This is a genomic window from Paenibacillus sp. FSL R10-2788 (assembly GCF_038003885.1).
GTDB classification, from domain to species: domain Bacteria; phylum Bacillota; class Bacilli; order Paenibacillales; family Paenibacillaceae; genus Paenibacillus_AQ; species Paenibacillus_AQ odorifer.
This window is the reverse complement of record NZ_JBBOQA010000001.1, coordinates 6532668-6552591: the sequence shown is the minus strand read 5'-3', so window position 1 is coordinate 6552591 and position 19924 is coordinate 6532668. Positions and strand designations below refer to the sequence as shown.

General features: G+C 46.2%; 21 protein-coding genes and 1 riboswitch. Of the genes, 20 read left to right on the top strand and 1 reads right to left on the bottom strand.

What is annotated here, in order from left to right; genetic code table 11:
- Positions 1-185 precede the first annotated feature (185 nt).
- The 3 genes from prfA to NSQ50_RS29150 all read left to right on the top strand — a co-directional run bounded on the left by prfA (position 186) and on the right by NSQ50_RS29150 (position 3568).
- Positions 186-1262, top strand: coding sequence for a peptide chain release factor 1 (gene prfA / locus NSQ50_RS29160; protein WP_036681601.1), 1077 nt, complete (start codon positions 186-188; stop codon positions 1260-1262).
- Positions 1252-2241 (top strand): peptide chain release factor N(5)-glutamine methyltransferase, encoded by a 990-nt coding sequence (prmC, locus tag NSQ50_RS29155; protein WP_076222345.1) that lies wholly within the window; start codon positions 1252-1254, stop codon positions 2239-2241. Before prfA ends, prmC begins: the two co-directional genes overlap by 11 nt.
- A gap of 139 nt (positions 2242-2380) precedes the next feature.
- Positions 2381-3568: an FtsW/RodA/SpoVE family cell cycle protein gene (locus tag NSQ50_RS29150; protein WP_036681594.1), complete on the top strand. Its 1188-nt coding sequence runs from the start codon at positions 2381-2383 to the stop codon at positions 3566-3568.
- A gap of 264 nt (positions 3569-3832) precedes the next feature.
- Here the strand turns inward: NSQ50_RS29150 and NSQ50_RS29145 are convergent, their stop codons facing one another.
- Positions 3833-4435 (bottom strand): hypothetical protein, encoded by a 603-nt coding sequence (locus NSQ50_RS29145; protein ID WP_036681592.1) that lies wholly within the window; start codon positions 4433-4435, stop codon positions 3833-3835.
- 258 nt (positions 4436-4693) lie between these two features.
- Between NSQ50_RS29145 and spoIIR the strand changes: the two genes are divergently transcribed.
- From spoIIR to atpD, 17 genes are all read left to right on the top strand, one after another.
- Entirely contained in the window at positions 4694-5437 is a 744-nt protein-coding gene (gene spoIIR, locus NSQ50_RS29140; protein ID WP_036681630.1) for a stage II sporulation protein R, read from the top strand.
- A gap of 104 nt (positions 5438-5541) precedes the next feature.
- Positions 5542-6897: an L-threonylcarbamoyladenylate synthase gene (locus NSQ50_RS29135; RefSeq protein ID WP_036681627.1), complete on the top strand. Its 1356-nt coding sequence runs from the start codon at positions 5542-5544 to the stop codon at positions 6895-6897.
- 105 nt (positions 6898-7002) lie between these two features.
- Positions 7003-7575: a manganese efflux pump MntP gene (locus tag NSQ50_RS29130; RefSeq protein WP_038573646.1), complete on the top strand. Its 573-nt coding sequence runs from the start codon at positions 7003-7005 to the stop codon at positions 7573-7575.
- 45 nt (positions 7576-7620) lie between these two features.
- Entirely contained in the window at positions 7621-8208 is a 588-nt protein-coding gene (locus NSQ50_RS29125) for a low molecular weight protein arginine phosphatase (protein WP_036681588.1), read from the top strand.
- Positions 8209-8256: 48 nt separating this feature from the next.
- Positions 8257-8339, top strand: a riboswitch (ZMP/ZTP riboswitch).
- Positions 8340-8413: 74 nt separating this feature from the next.
- Positions 8414-8998: a TIGR01440 family protein gene (locus tag NSQ50_RS29120; RefSeq protein ID WP_036681586.1), complete on the top strand. Its 585-nt coding sequence runs from the start codon at positions 8414-8416 to the stop codon at positions 8996-8998.
- 114 nt (positions 8999-9112) lie between these two features.
- Positions 9113-10360: a serine hydroxymethyltransferase gene (gene glyA / locus NSQ50_RS29115; protein ID WP_036681584.1), complete on the top strand. Its 1248-nt coding sequence runs from the start codon at positions 9113-9115 to the stop codon at positions 10358-10360.
- 422 nt (positions 10361-10782) lie between these two features.
- Complete coding sequence (gene upp, locus NSQ50_RS29110; RefSeq protein WP_036681583.1) at positions 10783-11412, top strand: uracil phosphoribosyltransferase; 630 nt, start codon at positions 10783-10785, stop codon at positions 11410-11412.
- 58 nt (positions 11413-11470) lie between these two features.
- Complete coding sequence (gene wecB, locus NSQ50_RS29105; protein ID WP_036681581.1) at positions 11471-12631, top strand: non-hydrolyzing UDP-N-acetylglucosamine 2-epimerase; 1161 nt, start codon at positions 11471-11473, stop codon at positions 12629-12631.
- 178 nt (positions 12632-12809) lie between these two features.
- Entirely contained in the window at positions 12810-13043 is a 234-nt protein-coding gene (locus NSQ50_RS29100) for an AtpZ/AtpI family protein (RefSeq protein WP_036681579.1), read from the top strand.
- Complete coding sequence (locus NSQ50_RS29095; RefSeq protein ID WP_036681578.1) at positions 13036-13413, top strand: ATP synthase subunit I; 378 nt, start codon at positions 13036-13038, stop codon at positions 13411-13413. The genes NSQ50_RS29100 and NSQ50_RS29095 overlap by 8 nt, the downstream gene beginning before the upstream one ends.
- Positions 13414-13442: 29 nt before the next feature.
- Positions 13443-14210, top strand: coding sequence for a F0F1 ATP synthase subunit A (atpB, locus tag NSQ50_RS29090; protein ID WP_036681575.1), 768 nt, complete (start codon positions 13443-13445; stop codon positions 14208-14210).
- Positions 14211-14315: 105 nt separating this feature from the next.
- A complete protein-coding gene (gene atpE, locus NSQ50_RS29085) occupies positions 14316-14528 on the top strand; it encodes a F0F1 ATP synthase subunit C (protein ID WP_036681574.1) in 213 nt (70 codons plus the stop codon).
- A 97-nt stretch (positions 14529-14625) separates the two neighbouring features.
- On the top strand, positions 14626-15114 hold the full coding sequence (gene atpF / locus NSQ50_RS29080) for a F0F1 ATP synthase subunit B (protein ID WP_036681571.1): 489 nt from the start codon (positions 14626-14628) through the stop codon (positions 15112-15114).
- Positions 15111-15662 carry a F0F1 ATP synthase subunit delta gene (locus NSQ50_RS29075; RefSeq protein WP_036681568.1) on the top strand — a complete coding sequence of 184 codons (552 nt, stop codon included), beginning with the start codon at positions 15111-15113 and terminating at the stop codon, positions 15660-15662. Before atpF ends, NSQ50_RS29075 begins: the two co-directional genes overlap by 4 nt.
- An 11-nt stretch (positions 15663-15673) precedes the next feature.
- Complete coding sequence (gene atpA / locus NSQ50_RS29070) at positions 15674-17185, top strand: F0F1 ATP synthase subunit alpha (protein WP_036681566.1); 1512 nt, start codon at positions 15674-15676, stop codon at positions 17183-17185.
- A gap of 150 nt (positions 17186-17335) precedes the next feature.
- Positions 17336-18205, top strand: coding sequence for an ATP synthase F1 subunit gamma (gene atpG / locus NSQ50_RS29065; protein ID WP_036681564.1), 870 nt, complete (start codon positions 17336-17338; stop codon positions 18203-18205).
- A gap of 239 nt (positions 18206-18444) precedes the next feature.
- Positions 18445-19845 (top strand): F0F1 ATP synthase subunit beta, encoded by a 1401-nt coding sequence (gene atpD / locus NSQ50_RS29060; RefSeq protein WP_036681562.1) that lies wholly within the window; start codon positions 18445-18447, stop codon positions 19843-19845.
- Positions 19846-19924 lie beyond the last annotated feature (79 nt).

Below are 19924 nucleotides of genomic sequence, written 5' to 3'. Positions count from 1 at the left end.
GTTTCTATTGCTGGGATGATCCTTTTTAAAAATATAAGCTTTTTATTAAGGTATTGTGCGTACGGAACTGTAGCCATTTCACAATATCTTTGGTATAATATAAAGTCGTATATCTATTTTTATGACAGTACAAATTTGATGTTATATTTGCGAATTTGAAATTGAATCAGGAGAGGTGAATTCCCTTGTTGGACCGATTGCAATCCCTGGCGGACCGCTATGAGAAGCTCAGTGAACTGCTTTGTGATCCGGATGTTGCAAACGACAGTAAGAAACTGAGGGACTATTCCAAAGAACAATCAGACCTACAGCCTGCATTTGAGGCGTATACTGAATATAAGAGCGTAATGGAAGAGCTTGAAGCTGCTAAGCAGATGCAAGGCGAAAAGCTTGATGATGAGATGAAAGAAATGGTCAAGATGGAAATTGATGACCTTTCCAAACGTCAAGTGGAGCTGGAAGAGAGAATCCGCGTGTTGCTGCTGCCTAAAGACCCGAATGATGATAAGAACGTAATCGTTGAAATTCGTGGTGCAGCGGGTGGAGATGAAGCAGCATTGTTCGCTTCAGACCTTTACCGGATGTACACTCGTTATGCTGATGCACAAGGATGGCGCGTTGAGTTAATGGATGTTAACGCGAGTGATCTTGGTGGATTCAAAGAGGTAATCTTCCTTATTAACGGCCGTGGTGCATACAGTAAGCTGAAATACGAAAGTGGTGCGCATCGCGTACAACGTATCCCAGCGACCGAATCCGGAGGTCGTATTCATACCTCTACTTCTACGGTGTCCGTGATGCCGGAAGCTGAGGCTTTTGAGATCGAGATCCATGATAAAGATATTCGCGTGGATACCTTCTGTTCAAGTGGTGCAGGCGGACAGTCTGTAAATACGACCAAGTCTGCAGTACGTGTAACCCATGTACCTACAGGCATCGTTGCTACCTGTCAGGACGGTAAGTCACAGAACTCCAATAAAGAAAAAGCGCTGCAAGTGCTTCGTGCCCGTATCTCTGATATGAAACGGCAGGAAGAAGAAGCGAAGTATGCTGGTGAACGGAAGAGTAAAGTAGGTACGGGTGACCGTAGTGAGCGCATTCGGACGTATAACTTCCCGCAGAGCCGGGTTACAGACCATCGTATTGGCCTGACACTGCACCGTTTGGAGCAGGTTATGAACGGAGAAATCACTGAAATTATCTCAGCCCTTTCAATCGCTGAACAAGCTGACTTGATGGATAATATGGATAATGGAGAATAATGCTTTGAACGATGGCGTATATGTCATGTCGGAAGTCAAAAGCATCCGGGAAGCCTTTGCGGAGGCTTCTTCTTTTTTGAGCCGGAGCGGCTGCAATGAACCGCAGCGCAGTGCACAATTGCTGCTGGAGCATGTGCTTGGAGTGTCTGGCGCAGCTTATTACATGGCGTTGGCAGATTCTTTTCCAGCAGCGGTTAAAGAAGCATTTGAGGCGGGAGTTACCCGACGGGGCGCTGGTGAGCCGGTGCAGTATATCATCGGCGAGCAAGAATTCTACGGGCGTCCTTTTGAGGTGATGTCTGACGTGCTTATTCCGCGGCCGGAGACGGAGCTGCTTGTCGAGGCGATTTTACGTTACGGCGCGGAGCTTTGGCCGAACGGCGTTGTAACGCCGGGCGAAGCGGCGCTGGATAGCGCGGGCGGAGATACGGCCCGCAACGGAGGCGGCGCGGGGGACGTGCGCGCCGCAAGACCGCTGACCGCCGTCGACATCGGCGCCGGCAGCGGAGCGATCTCCGTCACGTTGGCGGCGGAAGCGCCGGCGTGGCGGGTCTGCGCCGGCGATATTTCGCCGGCGGCTCTGGCTGTGGCCGAGCGCAACGCTTTGCGCAATGGCACAGCTGTGGACTTTCGGCTCGGCGATCTGCTCGAGCCGTTCGCGGGGATGGAGACGGATATTCTCGTCTCCAACCCGCCGTACATCCCCGGCGAGGATATCGCCGGGCTGCAGCGTGAGGTGCGCGACCATGAGCCGCGCACTGCGCTGGATGGCGGAGCGGACGGGCTGGACCCGTACCGCCGCATGATGGAGCAGCTGACGCTGCTCCCGGCACCGCCGCGCCTGATCGGCTTTGAGCTTGGCTTCGGTCAAGCTGAGCAAGTCGCTGCACTCCTTGCGGCAGCGGGCCATTGGACGGAGATTATCACCATTAATGATCTGGCTGGAATCCCGCGTCATGTGCTAGGCATAACGAAATAATATTGCCTACTTTGCAGAGGGTTCCTTTGTCCAGGGTAGAGAAATTGTATTTTCAATCCGACTTCCTTTATAATAGTATTTAGCAGGATTTCTCAGGGGATCATAAAGAAAGACCGGATATAGAGTAGGGAGGCAGAGCGTGCTTCAGAAGATTAAAAAGATTGATGGTGCTATTGTAGTCGTTCTGTTATTACTCATGGTGGTCAGCATCTTCGCCATATATAGTGTTACTCATGGAAGAGAGAAGCTGGACGGACATCATATTCGTATGATGATGTATTATGCTATTGGTTTTGTAGCTTTTATTGGAATGACCTTTTTGGATTACAGAATATTAGTGAAATATGCGATATATATTTATTTGTTTGGGATAGGGATGCTGGTGCTCGTCAGCTTTTTGGGCGAGACTAAAAATAATGCACAAGGCTGGTTGACCCTGCCTGGAGGACTGAGTCTGCAGCCTGCTGAGCTGTTCAAGTTGATATTAATTCTTTTTCTGGCGGCCATGCTTGTCCGCAAGAATAAGAGTAAGCTTCTGTTCTGGCGGGATGTTGTGCCACTCGGCCTTCTGACCTTGTTTCCATTTCTTATTGTTCTTACCCAAAATGACCTTGGGAATGCCTTGTCTTACGTTGTGATTCTTGCGGGTCTGTTGTGGATTGGCAATATTAAATACACGCATGCATTAATCGGGCTGGTCATCGTGGCTAGTTCTGCGATTGCGGGAATTATGAGTTATATCCATTATCACGATGAAATTAAAACCTTTCTTACGGATATTGGGCGATCTCACTGGATTGAACGTTTTGATCCTTGGCTTGTTCCCGAAAAGGCAACAGAAAAGGCTAAGTATCATACCACCAATGCTAGAATTGCTATTGCTTCTGGAGGAATGAGTGGTGATGGCTATATGAAGGGAGATTCCGTTCAAACGAATCGTGTGCCATATACCTACTCGGACTCCATTTTCGTGCAAATTGCCGAGGAATTCGGTTTTGTGGGGGCGGCGCTGCTGCTGCTGCTGTACTTTATCCTCATTCACCGAATGATTCTGATTGCGCTGGAGTGTAAGGATAGAGCCGGGCCGTTCTTGATTGTCGGAATTGTCGCCATGATGCTATATCAGATTTTTGAGAATATTGGCGCGTTTATTGGTCTGATGCCTTTGACAGGTATCACGTTACCTTTCATCAGCTTTGGAGGTACATCCCTGCTTATCAACATGGCCAGCATTGGTTTGGTAATGAGTGTACGTCTGCATGGTCAGCAAGAGGAAGAAGATCTTCCAGACCCGGTCATAAATCATGTATCGGTTAAAGGTGTTTAGAATAGTCAAGGGTGAGAACCCGAAAGAAGCCTGATACTAAAAAGATCAGTAATGAGATAATATTTTTTGAAACTTAACAAAAGCGCATGCTGATTATCAGCATGCGCTTTTGTTAGTTAGTTATTAAATTCGGTATATTACAATAGGATATATCTCGCTTTAATGAATAATGCTACAGGAATTCTATGCCTTACTTTCCGTCGGATTAAAATATGGAAGCACCCATGGAATCTGCCTCGATTTTATTGTATTCAATTTCGCTTATCAGTAAGCGTTTAGGAATCCTCCGCCGAATATTTGATTGGGTCCCAGATTAGTGATTAGTAAATAGTAAGTTCCTGGAAGAACATTACTCCAACCGATAGTATACGGGCTGCTTTCTGCATAAGGCCAAGACACGTTTCTAACCCCTGCCGATTTACCGCTACTTTTGCTAATCAATTCATAAGAGATGATCGGAACTGCTTCGGTAGGAAAGGAAGTTCTTTGATGTATCGTTGCATAGACATCAGAATTTGAGGTGAAAGTTATTTCACCATTCGTTCTCTTTTGTGTGCCTGAAGCCCATCCATCCATTGTAAAAGTGAAACCTTCCGTATAGGAGAATATGCCTAATGAGTTATTGTTATTTTCATTAAAATTTGGCTGGTTTATATTTTGAGTTAGAGCTGCTTCTTCTTTAATCGATTCAATCTCATCAGCAGTAACTGTTTTTACAAAAGTAGTATCTGATGAGGTGACTGAGGTCGTAGCACTTTGTTCAACTTGATTAGAAGAGGTTTCTGCGGCAAATGAGCTTGTAGTATAAATGGAAGTTGAAGCAATGAGTGCCAAAGTCAGAGTAGATACAGTTTTTACTAGTTTCATAATGAACCTCCTTAAATTTATATAAATTGGATATTAAAGAAAAACATGAGCAATATACCGAATATGCCCACTATATCATAATTATTTAAAAAAAGTAAAATATTCCCTTTATTTTCTTTTATAGGACTGTTAAGATCTCACTGAAACTGCTCGTTTCTTAAAATCATAGATTCATAGGTTTGCAGTCTCTTATCTCCGGGCATACTACTAGCATGAGAGTTAAGAGGAGAGGGGCTGCAACAAATGAACGATAATCATATGGATAAAAGAGATTCCTTACGTGTAACTTTTAAGTATACTGCCATTTTAATTTGTTTTTTTATGGTCCTCATGATGGCTTGGGAATGTCAAAAAACCGATGCTGCAGTAGCTGAAGTATCTATTCCCCAAGAATCTATCCGGTTACGTATTCTAGCTAATTCTGACGGAGCGCAAGATCAGCTGGTGAAACGGCAAATTCGCGATAAAATTGTGGAGCAAATGAACCAGTGGGTATCTGCTCTTGAGGATCCGCAGAGCTTGGAGCAGGCACGTGCTCTGATTAGAAATCATCTGCCGGAGCTTAACGCTTTGGTTGGATCAGAGCTCGAGAAACGGGGCATTGAATATTCCTATAAAGTGGAGCTGGGCGTAGTCCCTTTTCCAACCAAATTATACGGTGGTACCGTCTATCCTGCTGGGGAGTATGAAGCTGTACGGGTCACGCTTGGTGCAGGCAAGGGACAAAATTGGTGGTGTGTACTGTTTCCTCCGCTTTGCTTTATCGATGCGGGCTCTGGAGATGCGGCAGCGCCTGCTGCTGACAAAGGTACAAAAACAGTGTCTGCTGCTGGTGCGGATAACAGTGCTAAGGTGAAATCGGCAGCTGCAAAAACAGTGCAGGCTGATTCCTCGGCAGGAAGTGCTTCATCAGGAGAAACTGCTGCTGAGCCAGAGGTACGGTTCTTCGTCTGGGAGCTGCTGCAAAACCTTTGGAACTGGATCAGTGGATTATGGTCGTAAGACCCCAGATATGTTACTATTTTATAAGCAGATCTATCACGGCTCCCTACTGGGGCCGTTTTTTGCTAAGATAAATTATATCTTCTAGAAAGCCTGTGATGAGAATGAATGAACACAATAATCCTTTATTCGCCGTTCAGCGGCGGAGTGGAAATAGAGCTGAGACTGTATACTGGAAGTTGAATTCTGTTGAGGGAACGAACTCTGAGGTATTTCAGCCGAATGAAGCTGACAAGCTGGCGATAGCGGAGGCAGCAACAATGCTTCGCGAAGGCGGAACAGTGGCTTTTACAACCGAAACCGTCTACGGGCTAGGGGCGGATGCCCGAAATACGTCGGCAGTTGAGGCTGTTTTTGCAGCAAAAGGACGGCCCTCTGACAATCCGTTAATTGTACATATTTCGGATACGGCAGCTTTGGACGAGCTTGTTGCAGAGGTGCATCCTAAGGCGGCCGCGCTGATGGCAGCTTATTGGCCTGGTCCGCTGACAGTTGTGCTTCCTGTTCGTGAAGGTGTACTGTCGCCTTGTGTGACGGCGGGTTTGGATACGGTTGGTGTGCGGATGCCGGATCATCCGGTAGCTCTGGCGCTGATAAGTGCCGCAGGTTGTCCGGTTGCGGCGCCCAGTGCTAATCGTTCGGGTCGCCCGAGCCCGACATTAGCTTCGCATGTGATGGAAGATTTGGCTGGATACATTGATGGCGTCCTTGATGGTGGTGCTGCTGGAGTGGGACTAGAGTCAACAGTCGTGCAGGTACAGCCTGACGGAAAAGTTGCTGTGCTGCGCCCCGGCGGGATTACTTCGGAGCAATTGGCTGCAGTGGTGGGAGCAGAAGCTGTAAGCTCAGAGCCCGGTAATGCTGAGGCAACTGCTGCCTCTACTACTACTGTCATGGCTGATTCGGGGACGACAATCTCTGTTGTTGATTTAAGTACTGCTGAGCCAATCACAGCTAAAGCAACTACAGCACAATCTTCAGCGGATTGCCTGAATGTTAACAATCGTGAGCCTTTCGAAAGGGCATCCGCATCTATTGAGCAGCATGGTGCGGATGCTGCTGGCGACAGCTCGGCGCCGCGCGCGCCGGGCATGAAGTACACACACTACGCACCGCGCGGCTGGCTTGGTGTAGTGCGCGGCTCTTCCCCGCAACGCGTGGCGGACGAAGCCGCAAGTCAACTTCAGGCGGCGCAGCTAAACGGCGAGATCACGGGCCTGCTCCTCTTTGAGGAGCATAAGGCCCTTTATCCCGCCGACCCTGCCGCCTGTGTCCTTTCCCTTGGCTCGTTATCCTCGCCGGAGGAAGGGGCCCGCTCCCTATATGCCGCTTTGCGGCGGTTCGATGAAGCGGGAGCGACTTACATCTTAGCCGAGGCTTGCCCGTATACGGGCCTCGGCGCTGCCATCATGAACCGGCTTATGAAAGCCGCCGGTGGATCCGTCATCGACGCCGGATAACCACGGCGTTGCTTTTTCGTACATGACTCCCATATGAAGTCATGATTACCCCCTTGTCCGCATATCGTTGTTGTACAAGATATTTCCGGACTTGGGGGGTTAAGCATGGGCTTAGGAGATGTATATACCGAATGGGGGCAGATTGTTACCATTACTATAATGGCGGTTGCATTAGGGATGGATGCCTTTTCGCTCGGTGTAGGGATCGGGATGAAAGGTATTCGTCTGCTGCATGTTCTGCAAATGAGTCTGCTCATTGCTGTTTTTCATATGCTGATGCCTCTCCTGGGTTTGTTGACAGGAAGTTATGTCGGACACTTGTTAGGTCAAGTAACGACTTATGCTGCTGGAGGTCTTCTAGTTCTTTTGGGCGGGCATATGGTGTACAACTCCTTTCGTCCGGATACGGGAAGCTCGCGAGCTATGGATCATCGAACCTTGTGGGGGATGATACTTCTTTCGCTCAGTGTGAGTATTGACTCTTTCTCCGTGGGTGTATCACTGGGGATGTTTGTGAATGGAGTGCTTTTGACCATCTTAGCCTTCGGTGCCTGCGGGGGACTAATGTCGATTCTAGGGTTGCTAATTGGACGGCATGTCAGTCGTGGTCTCGGGGATTATGGAGAAGCACTAGGCGGTGCAATACTTCTGGGGTTTGGCTTGCTATTCATCTTTTGATACAATAACGGCATTAGAATATTTAATTTCATGGGGGTGCAAAACATGCTGCATATTTTATTCGTCTGCACCGGAAATACATGCCGAAGTCCTATGGCTGAGGGGCTTTTACGAAAGCTCGCGAAGGAACGTGGAATCGACCTGGAAGTGCGGTCTGCAGGTGTATCCGCCATTTCCGGTACTTCTATATCAAGACATGCTGCAGCTATACTGCAGGAAGAAGGAATTCATGATTCAATGGAGTCGTCACAATTGACAGGTCAAGCTGTCGCTTGGGCCGACCTTGTGCTGACCTTGACGGGTGGGCATAAGCAGCATTTGCTGCAGTATTTTCCGGATGCTGTAACGAAAACCTATACATTGAAGGAATACGTGCATGATGAAGATGCGGTGACGGAAGATATCAAGGAATTGGACAGCCTTTACGCAGATGCGGAGTTGAGCTTAGCCCTTGGTGGTGAACCGAATGCAACGGATCTGCAGCGGATGATTGAGATTCGCCAGCGTATTCCGAGCTTCGATATTTCTGATCCATTTGGTGGCACGCGTGAGGACTATGAGCTAACTGCTGCTGAGATTCGCACTGCGCTATTCAGTTTGCTGGATAAGCTGGAAACCTTCCGCCATTTGTAAATGGTTGATTTTCAGTTCACTTTGCTTTAAGATGAAGTTACAAATAATCGGTTCCGATGTAACTGGCGACAAATGTGGATCAAACCACGATGGAGCATCGGAATAAACGGCCGGTCGCCTGGGCAAAAGAGCAAATCCGCAGCTACCTGCGGACTGCTCTTTTTTGTTTAAAATAAGCTTGTTTGAAGTTTGAGGAGGTAGAGTGATGGACGAAGTTGTAGAGCTATCATTAACTGATGCCACCGTCACTGTGTTAAGGGAGTTGGCGGAGGCTGGTAACCTTGGGTCAGGCGAAATTGTTGTCATCGGAGTGAGCACAAGTGAAGTTGCTGGTGTCCGGATTGGAACTGGTGGTGCACTTGAAGTTGCAGAACAACTGCTTGAAGGTGCTCGTTTAGTAGCAGCGGAAAAAGGATTTCATCCCGTGTATCAGTGCTGCGAGCATTTAAATCGTGCACTTGTGATGGAACGCTCTCTGCTAGAGTCACTTGGTCTGAAGGAAGTATCAGCTGTACCTATACGAGGTGCTGGAGGTTCGATGGCTACGGCTGCTTATCACGCTATGAAAGATCCTGTTTTGGCGGAAACGATAGAAGCTCATGCTGGTTTGGATATTGGCGAGACACTGATAGGAATGCATTTACGGCGGGTAGCCGTTCCTTTCCGTCCGACTCTACGATACATTGGAGCAGCCAGAGTGAATGCGGCATGGACCAGACCCCCACTAATTGGCGGTGAACGTGCGGTATATCGTGCTCCAGAACAAAAAGGTTCACAGTTTTGTGATTAATGAACTTTAGTTTTATATTTTTTGCAGAAACGAAGACCTAAGTCTCTTTATAGCGGGCAAATCGTTTCTACTTAAATACAACATATCTACACACACTAGGGAGGAAATAAGAACATGGAACAATTGCGTAAGAGTGACCCGGCAGTACTGGAAGCGATGGAACTGGAACTGAAACGTCAGCGTGCCAACATTGAGCTTATTGCCTCAGAGAATATCGTTAGCGAAGCCGTAATGGAAGCTATGGGCTCCGTGCTTACGAACAAATATGCAGAGGGTTATCCAGGCAAACGATATTATGGTGGCTGTGAAGATGTAGATATCGTTGAGAACCTTGCTCGTGATCGTGCAAAAGAATTGTTTGGTGCGGATCATGTTAATGTACAGCCACACTCCGGTGCTCAAGCTAATATGGCTGTTTATCTGGCTGCGCTTAAGCCTGGCGACACTGTTCTTGGAATGAATTTGGCGCACGGCGGTCATTTGACACATGGTAGCCCAGTTAATGCTTCTGGATTGCTTTATAACTTCGTTGCTTATGGAGTACAAGAAGATACTTTCCTAATTGATTATGATGAAGTACGTAAAGCAGCCTTCAAGCACCGTCCAAAAATGATTGTAGCTGGTGCCAGTGCCTATCCGCGTATTATTGATTTCGAAAAACTTGGCGCTATCGCCAATGATGTGGGTGCGCTATTTATGGTAGATATGGCCCATATCGCAGGATTGGTTGCTGCTGGTCTTCATCCGAGCCCGGTTCCTCATGCTCATTTCGTTACAACTACTACACATAAGACTTTGCGCGGTCCCCGCGGAGGTATGATTATGTGCAGACAGCCGTGGGCAGTTGCTATTGATAAAGCGGTATTCCCTGGTTCCCAAGGTGGACCTTTGATGCATGTAATTGCTTCAAAAGCAGTCGCATTTGGTGAAGCATTGCAGCCATCTTTTAAGACTTATGCTCAAAATGTAGTGAAGAACGCTAATGTTCTTGCAGAAACGTTGATCAGCGAAGGGGTTAACATTGTATCCGGAGGTACAGATAACCACTTGATGCTGCTGGATACCCGTAATCTGAACATTACCGGAAAAGATGCGGAAAAAGTACTAGATTCCATCGGGATTACTGTGAATAAAAACGCAATTCCATTTGATCCTACAAGTCCTTTTGTAACAAGCGGTATTCGGATTGGTACACCTGCAGTCACATCCCGTGGTATGGACGAGCAGGCAATGGTCACTATTGGACGTATCATTGCTAATGTTCTAAAGAATCCGAAGGATGAGGCAAACTTGGCAGAATCTGCCCGTCAAGTGGCTGAGTTGACTGACCAATACCCTCTTTATCCAGAGTTGAAATACTAAATTTTTGCTTCCAATAAGAAATGATTCTGCCTCCATTCATACCCTCTTCCGGGTTTGATGGAGGCTTTTTTGTTGCATATTGTTCACAAATATTACTGCAGTTAATAGATGAAATTGAATGAAATTAATCTTGAAAGTTCATGGAACTTTCAATAAAATTAGTGAAAATAATGTGAATAGTATGAAAAAGCCAAAGTTGCACAACATAATCTAGGTTTTATAAGTGATTGGTTTCCTAATTAAGCCAATCATTACCTTTAAAAACAAGGAAATACAAAGGAATATGTTCAATGTGAGTTCAAGTACCATTCTGAGGTGAAATGCAGCGGCGGGAGTGCTATAATAGACAGGATTTAGCCACTGAGAAGCAAAGCGCTTTCTATGGCTATAGACAAGACTTACAATTACCGGAGGGACAGTAAATGGGAAAATTGGTGATTTGCGATCATCCTTTAATTCAACACAAACTAACATTTATTCGCGACGTTAGAACAAACACGAAGGATTTCAGAGAACATGTTGACGAAGTTGCCACATTGATGGCTTATGAGATTACACGTGATATTCCACTAGAGACAATTACGGTACAGACACCGGTCACTGAGACGGAAAGCAAAGTGATTTCGGGAAGAATGCTGGGGCTTATTCCTATTCTTCGTGCGGGTTTAGGTATGCTTGAAGGTGTACTGAAGCTTCTACCTGCGGCTAAAGTAGGACATGTAGGGCTTTTCCGTGATCCAGACACTCTTCAACCAGTGGAGTATTATATCAAGCTTCCAACTGATGTACAGGAACGTGAGTTGATAGTGATTGACCCAATGCTTGCTACAGGCGGATCCGCAATTGCTGCGATTACCTCACTGAAGAACCGTGGTTGTACACAGATCAAAATGATGAACTTGATTGCAGCGCCAGAAGGTGTTGCTGCAGTTCAGGAAGCTCATCCGGATGTTGATATTTATGTAGCAGCGCTTGATGATCATTTGAATGAACATGGATACATCGTGCCAGGTCTTGGAGATGCTGGTGACCGTCTTTATGGAACCAAGTAATAAGTAATTAAGTATTAAGTATAGTAATGCGAGAATATTTGATGAGAGGGTAGGGGTTATGTCCAAAATCAAAGTAATGACTATTTTCGGAGTGCGCCCCGAGGCGATCAAGATGGCTCCTCTGGTTCTTGAACTGAAGAAGCATCCTGAGCATATCGAATCAATAGTATGTGTAACAGCACAGCATAGAGAACTGCTCGATCAAGTGTTGGAAGTGTTTAATATCACCCCTGATTACGATTTGGACGTGATGAAGGACCGTCAGACCTTGAACGAGATTACTATTCGTGTGCTTGAAGGTTTGGAACCTGTACTGAGGGAGGTTAAGCCTGACCTCGTGCTGGTGCATGGGGACACCTTAACAACGTTTTTAGCTAGTTACGCTTCCTTCCTGCAGCAAATTCAGGTTGGGCACGTAGAAGCAGGACTTAGGACATGGAACAAATTGTCTCCTTATCCTGAAGAAATGAACCGCCAATTAACAGGTGTATTAGCCGATCTGCATTTCGCTCCAACCGATTGGTCAGCTAGTAATCTGAGACACGAGAACAAAAAAGAATCAAGTATTTATATCACAGGCAACACCGTAACTGATGTGTTTCAATATACCGTACAGCCGGATTACCGGCATCCTGTTTTGGATTTTGCTTCAGGAAAAAGACTTATTTTGATGACTGCTCACCGCAGAGAATCTCAAGGTGAACCGCATCGTAATATCTTCCGAGCTATTAAAAGAATCGCTGATGAATTCGAAGATGTCGCCATTGTTTACCCTGTGCATCCGAGTCCTGCCGTTAAGGAACCTGCACATGAGATACTGGGAGGACATCCAAGAATTAAGCTGATTGATCCGCTGGATGTCGTGGACCTGCATAATTTTTATCCGCATACCCACTTGATATTGACCGATTCCGGCGGTCTGCAAGAGGAAGCTCCTTCTTATGGAGTGCCTGTTCTTGTGCTTCGTGATACAACGGAGCGTCCCGAAGGGATAGAGGCTGGAACGCTGGAACTTGTGGGCACGGACGAGGAGAAGGTGTATCAACGGACACATGCTCTTTTGACTGATAATGAGCTCTATCAGTCGATGAGTCGGGCCGCCAACCCGTATGGAGATGGCAAGGCTTCCCAACGGATTGTCAATGCGATTTTGCACCATTTTGGTGTTAATAAGGAACGTCCTGAAGAGTTTCACAGAATGTTCACAAAAAATAAATAATTTCAATTAAACTAATATCTGATCTGATTAAAATCAACATACAGTGAAACTGTACGGTTTATATGGTTTTGGAACGTTTTGCTGTGATTATTTTCATGTTTTCAAGGGTTTTTAGGCAATGTTCAATGAATTGACAAAGACTCAGGAAATTCAGTAAAATTAGTTGGGATTGTAGCCCATGAAAGAACAAAATAGCAAGGACAGCTTGTTACAGACCGCGCTTGTCATTGGAAGTGCAGGCACTTTGCTTGCCGCTTACATTCTTATTGGTTTTTTTGCGGCAAGATGGCTGAAAGACCTGATGGAGGGGCCAAAATATTGGCTCGCCATTGGCACTATAACTGGAATGATTCTGGGAATTGTGAATGTCGCCTTGTTAATTAAAAAATTTTTGGGGGAGCAGAATGGATAATATGACTCCCATGATCAATACCGTCACTAGAGTTACGCTCGTCCTTATGGCAGGACTCTTAATGGGCTGGGTGCTTCATCATGAGACCCGGGCAATTACACTGGGCATGACTCTGGGTCTGGTGGCGGGATTGGTAAACTTTCGTTATCTGGCCGTCAAGGTTCGACGGGTTACGCAGTCGATTGCGAGCAACGAAGGGAATGCCTTCAGCCTCGGTTTTGTTACACGGATTAGCTTCGCAATTTTGGTCACCATGTTCTCGGTCAAGATTGAGCATTTCTCCCTGGTAGCAACTGTTTCGGGCGTATTCATTCCTCAGCTTCTCGCCATTCCTGCGGGGATATATCTGAGTGTGAAGAATAAGCTTTAACCAGATTAAAGAGAAAGGGGGATGATACTATGCATGACATGCCGAAAATATTTGTCGGGGGAATACCGATAGATTTATCCGCCGTGTTGATGCTTCTGATCAGTTGTACAGTGGTATTTGTTCTGGTTATGCTTTCGGTTCGTAAGCTTTCCGTTGAAAATCCATCCAAGCTTCAGAACTTCATGGAATGGGTTGTGGAATTTGTAGAGGGTGTCATAAGCAGTGCCATGGATCTGAAGAAAGGAAAACCTTACATATCTTTAGGGTTGACATTGATTCTGTTTATCTTTGTTTCCAATCTACTTGGATTGCCTTTCTCCGTTGTAACTGAGGCGCATGGACCTGTAACAGTGTTTGGCCACGTGATTGAAGCAACTAAGAACTTGGCGAATGGTGAGCATGCAGAAATTTTATGGTACAAGTCGCCAACTGCTGACATTAATGTCACTGCAGGATTGGCAATCATAGTATTTGTACTGATGAACTTTCTGGGCATTAAGCTCAACGGCAAACATTATTTCAAACACTACATCGAGCCGTTTCCAATCTTTTTGCCACTGAACATTATCGAAAACCTGGCAAAACCTGTAGCGTTGGCTATTCGTCTATTCGCTAACATTTTCGCCGGAGAAGTACTGATTACAGTCATTTTGAAGCTGGGGATTCTCAGTATTCCGTTCCTGGCTGTATGGCAGGGCTTCAGTATTTTCGTCGGGGCACTACAAGCGTTTATCTTTACGATTCTGACGATGGTTTATATCGCACAGATGACGATTCACGAAGAAGAAGCACATTAATGAACTGCTGCGAAGAGAACGGCTATCGTCTGATTTTCCTTCGTGGGAGATATCTTATATCATTAAACACAAATATGAACCGAAATTAAAGGAGGATATTTACAAATGGAATTTTTAGCAGCAGCAATAGCGGTTGGATTGGGTGCACTTGGCGCAGGTCTTGGTAACGGTATGATCGTTAGTAGAACAGTTGAGTCCATCGCTCGTCAACCAGAAGCGAAAAATGCTTTGCAAACAACAATGTTTATTGGTGTAGGTATCGTCGAAGTTATTCCGTTGGCAGCAACAGTTATCGCATTCCTGATTATGTTTACTTAATAAACCGTAGTTACGGTTTGGCGGGGACGGCCGATGCCATCCGCGCCTTACTTTTGTATACGTCCGCATGACGCGGTAACGGAAGGGAGTGACCTCAGTGGATATTGTTTGGACAAACATAGTATTTTCAATTGTCGCCTTTGGGATTTTATATTTCTTGCTTAGCAAGTATGCGTTCAGCAAACTTTTTGCAGTTATGGAGAAGCGCCGTGAGCTGGTAATGCAGCAAATGGACGAAGCTGCGAAGACTAGAGAACAAGCGGTCGCGTATGTGGAAGAGCAGAAGCAAGCGCTGAACAGTGCACGCCAGGAAGCTCAACAGATTATTCAACAATCGCAAATCACGAGCAATCTACAGGTAGAACAAACTTTGGCACAAGCCAAAGCAGATGCAGCACGTGTCAAAGAAGAGGCTGTGCGCGATATCGAGAACGAAAAGAACAAAGCAGTGGAAGAGTTGCGCAGCGAAATTGGAACGGCATCTGTTCGTATTGCTTCCAAACTTCTTAAGAAAGAAGTTAGTGCTAGCGGCGAGCAGGAGCAACTTGTGAACCAATACCTCAAAGAGGTAGGAGGCCAATCATGAGCCGCGATACGGTAGTTGCCAAGCGCTACGCTAGAGCATTGTACAGTGCAGCGGTAGAGAAAGGGATTACCCTTGAAGTAGAAGAAGAGCTCAAGGCAGTGGTTGGATTATTACATTCCGACCAAGAGATAAAGCGGTTTATTCTTGCACCGCGCATCTCGGAGTCCGACAAGCTGAAAGTGCTGCGCACAGCGCTTCAAGATAAGCTCTCTCCCATCGTGATGAACATTGTAGAATTGTTAGTAGAGCGAGGCAGAACCGATATTTTTGCCGATCTGCTGGATACGTATATCAAGATTGAAGGAGACGCTCTTGGCATTGGTGATGCTAAGGTATACTCTGTTTATTCTTTAAGTGAAGAAGAAAAAGCAGCTGTAGCTGCAGAATTCGGCCAACTCGTAAACCGTAAAATCCGGATTACGAATGTGGTGGACCCAAGCCTGTTGGGAGGACTGAAAGTTTATATCGGCGATAAGCTGTATGACGGCAGTCTGTCTAACAAATTGGAGCGTCTCGAGAAATCCTTTAATGATAAGCATAGAAGATAGGGGTGAGGATATTGGGCATCAGACCTGAAGAGATCAGCACTTTGATCAAAAGTCAAATTGAGGAATATAAAGCCGATATCGAAGTTGCCGAAGTCGGCACCGTCATTCAAGTCGGCGACGGTATCGCCCGTGTCTACGGTCTGGAAAACGCAATGGCAGGCGAATTGCTAGAGTTCTCCAACGGAGTAGTGGGCATGGCGCTCAATCTGGAAGAAAGCAACGTCGGTGTTGTTATTCTGGGTGAGTACAAGGAAATTCGTGAAGGCGATCAAGTAAAACGTACAGGACAAATTATGCAAGTTCCTGTTGGTGAAGCTCTGCTCGGCCGTGTAGTTAACGCACTTGGTATGCCGCTTGACGGCAAAGGCCCAATTGCTACAACTGAATTCCGTCCTGTAGAAAATAATGCACCAGGTGTTATCGATCGTAAATCGGTACATGAACCGATGCAAACAGGTCTTAAAGCCATTGATGCGATGGTACCAATCGGTCGTGGACAACGCGAACTTATCATTGGTGACCGTCAAACAGGTAAGACTGCAATCGCAATTGACGCGATTATCAACCAAAAAGGCAACGGCATGAAATGTATTTATGTTGCCATTGGTCAAAAGCAATCCACAGTAGCACAGGTTGTAGAAACTCTTCGCCGTCATGGCGCTTTGGAATATACAATCGTTGTAACTGCATCGGCTTCCGAGCCGTCCCCATTGTTGTATATTGCTCCATACGCAGGCTGCGCAATGGGCGAATACTTCATGTACAAGGGCGAGCACGTACTGATCATTTACGATGACCTTTCGAAACAAGCTTCGGCTTATCGCGAATTGTCCTTGCTGCTTCGTCGTCCACCGGGTCGTGAAGCATTCCCAGGTGACGTATTCTACTTGCACTCCCGTCTTTTGGAGCGTGCAGCTAAGCTTAGTGATGAGCTTGGTGGTGGTTCATTAACCGCACTTCCATTTATCGAAACACAGGCATCTGACGTATCAGCTTACATTCCTACGAACGTAATCTCGATTACAGATGGTCAAATCTTCCTTGAATCCGATCTGTTCTACTCTGGTCAACGTCCGGCGATCAACGTCGGTATCTCCGTTTCCCGTGTAGGGGGCTCCGCTCAAATCAAAGCGATGAAGAAGGTAGCCGGCTCGCTCCGTTTGGATCTTGCCCAATATCGCGAACTTCAAGCCTTCTCACAGTTCGGCTCAGATCTTGATAAATCTACACTTGCCCGTCTGAATCGCGGGGCACGTATGATGGAAGTTCTGAAACAAGGTGTGAATCAGCCGTTGTCTGTTGAGCATCAAGTGCTTAGCTTGTACACAGCTGTAAAAGGATATTTGGATGATATTCCAGTTAAAGACGTAAAACGTTTTGAAAAGGAATTCCTTGCTTACATGGATAGCAGTGCTGCTGATGTAGCTCAATCCATCAGGGATACAAAAGATTTGACAGCTGATAACGAAGCCGCTCTAAAAGCAGCGATTGATACCTTTAAAAGAGGTTTCGCTACTAGCTAATATAGATAGACTTTAACGGATTTTACTAAGTGAGCTTTGGCTCTGCCGAAGCTCAGGCTGTGCTTATGAAGTAGCTTTGACTCCGTCAAAGCTAAGATGATGCTTACGAAGTTAGCTTTGACTCCGTCAAAGCTTTAAGGTGGTGAAATCATGGCAAGAAGCATGCGTGATATTAAACGTCAAATTAAGAGTGTTCAAAACACAAGACAGATCACAAAAGCGATGGAAATGGTAGCCGCATCTAAGCTGAGAAAAGCTCAGGAGAAGGCAATTGCCGCCCGTCCTTATGCTGAGAAGCTAAAAGAGGTTGTATCGAGCATTGCTGCTGGCACCGAAGGTGTTCAACACCCTATGCTGGTTAGCCGCCCTGTGAAGAAGACTGGTTATCTAATCGTTACCTCTGATAGAGGGCTTGCAGGTGGTTACAACGCTAATATTTTGCGTAAGGTGACGATGCTCATCGCGGAGAAGCATAAGTCCAAAGATGAGTACGCATTGTTTGTTATTGGTCGTAAGGGCCGTGACTTTCTACGTCGCCGTGAATATCCGATTGTACAGGAAGTCACTGAGCTATCGGATGCGCCGAAGTTTGCTGACATCAAGTCTATCGCGAATTCGGCAGTACAGCAGTTTGTAGATGGTACGTATGATGAGTTGTATGTTTGTTACAATCAATTCGTCAATGCTATCACCCAGATCCCAACCGTTGAGCGACTGTTGCCTATGGATGGAGTAGGGAATCAAGAGCATCATGAAGCTTCTGCAAACTACGAATATGAACCTTCACCGGAAGGCGTACTAGAAGTATTGCTTCCAAAGTACGCTGAAACTTTGATTTATAGCGCAATTCTGGATGGCAAGGCCAGTGAGCTGGGTGCGAAAATGACAGCTATGGGCAGTGCAACGAAGAACGCGTCGAAAATGATCGGAGAACTTACCCTTACGTACAACCGTGCCCGTCAGGCGGCAATTACGCAAGAAATTACCGAGATCGTGGCCGGAGCGAACGCGCAGTCTTAAAATACAAGAAAAGTTAAACCAAGTGCTTAACTTGTCTTGTGTTTTACGAGAAACAGTGTCGCTTGCTTAGGGTACATAGTTCCTTAAGAACGGCGCTGTAAGTTCTTCTTACAATATAAGAAAGTATAGGTTTTACACTATACAAAATGCTTATATTTCTACGAGAAACGGTTGTCATCTTTATATGACGACAACGTCGTTTCTTCTTGATGTAACAGCTTTCGAGGAGGGAAAAGAAGATGAACAAAGGACGCGTTGTAAGCATTATGGGTCCGGTTGTCGATATTGAATTTGAACGCGGCCAGTTGCCCGAGATTTTCAACGCTATCAAAATTGAAACCGTCTTGGACAATGGTCGTCAGCTTAACCTAACACTTGAGGTTTCCAATCACTTGGGAGACAATCTGGTACGTTGTATCGCGATGTCTTCTACTGATGGTCTGGTTCGTGGACTGGATGCGATCGATCAAGGAGGTCCAATCTCGGTTCCTGTAGGGGAAGCGACATTAGGCCGTGTATTTAACGTACTTGGCAATCCAATTGATAACGCTGGTGAAGTTCTTGCTGAGAAAAAGAACCCGATTCACCGTCTCGCACCAACATTTGACGAATTGTCAACACAAGCGGAAATCCTGGAAACAGGTATTAAAGTTATCGACTTGCTCGCACCTTATGCTAAGGGTGGTAAAGTCGGCCTCTTCGGCGGTGCCGGCGTAGGTAAAACAGTAACAATCCAAGAATTGATTAATAACATTGCCCAAGAGCACGGTGGTATTTCCGTATTCGCAGGTGTCGGTGAACGTACTCGTGAAGGTAATGACCTTTATCACGAAATGACGGATTCCGGCGTTATTAAGAAGACAGCAATGGTCTTCGGACAAATGAACGAGCCTCCAGGTGCACGTCTTCGTGTAGCTTTGACCGGTTTGACCATGGCGGAATATTTCCGTGATGTGGAAGGCCGCGATACGCTGCTCTTTATCGATAATATATTCCGCTTTACCCAAGCGGGTTCCGAAGTATCCGCTCTTCTCGGCCGTATGCCATCCGCGGTTGGTTATCAGCCGACTTTGGCTACTGAAATGGGCCAGTTGCAAGAGCGTATCACATCGACTAAAAAAGGTTCCGTTACATCGATTCAAGCAATCTACGTACCGGCGGATGACTACACTGACCCTGCTCCGGCTACAGCGTTTGCTCACTTGGATGCAACAACTAACCTTGAGCGTAAAATTTCCGAGAAGGGGATTTTCCCAGCGGTTGATCCACTGGCTTCCAGCTCGCGTTTGCTAGCTCCAGAAATTGTTGGCGAAGAACATTACAACGTAGCACAAGGTGTTAAACAATTGTTGCAACGTTATACCGAGCTTCAAGACATCATTGCCATCTTGGGTATGGATGAATTGAGTGAGGATGATAAGGTTATCGTAGCTCGTGCTCGTAAAGTTGAACGCTTCCTGTCGCAGCCGTTCCACGTGGCTGAACAGTTCACTGGCTTTAAGGGTAAATATGTACCAATCAAAGAAACTGTACGCAGCTTTAAGGAAATCCTGGATGGTAAGCATGATGATCTTCCAGAAGCAGCCTTCCTATTTGTAGGTACGATTGAAGAAGCAGTAGAAAAAGCAAAATCGATGTAACCTGAGCTTAGCTAATGCTTTCGATGCAAGCTTTACTTCGTAAAGCTTAGTGCATGCTTTCGAAGCGAGCTTTACAATG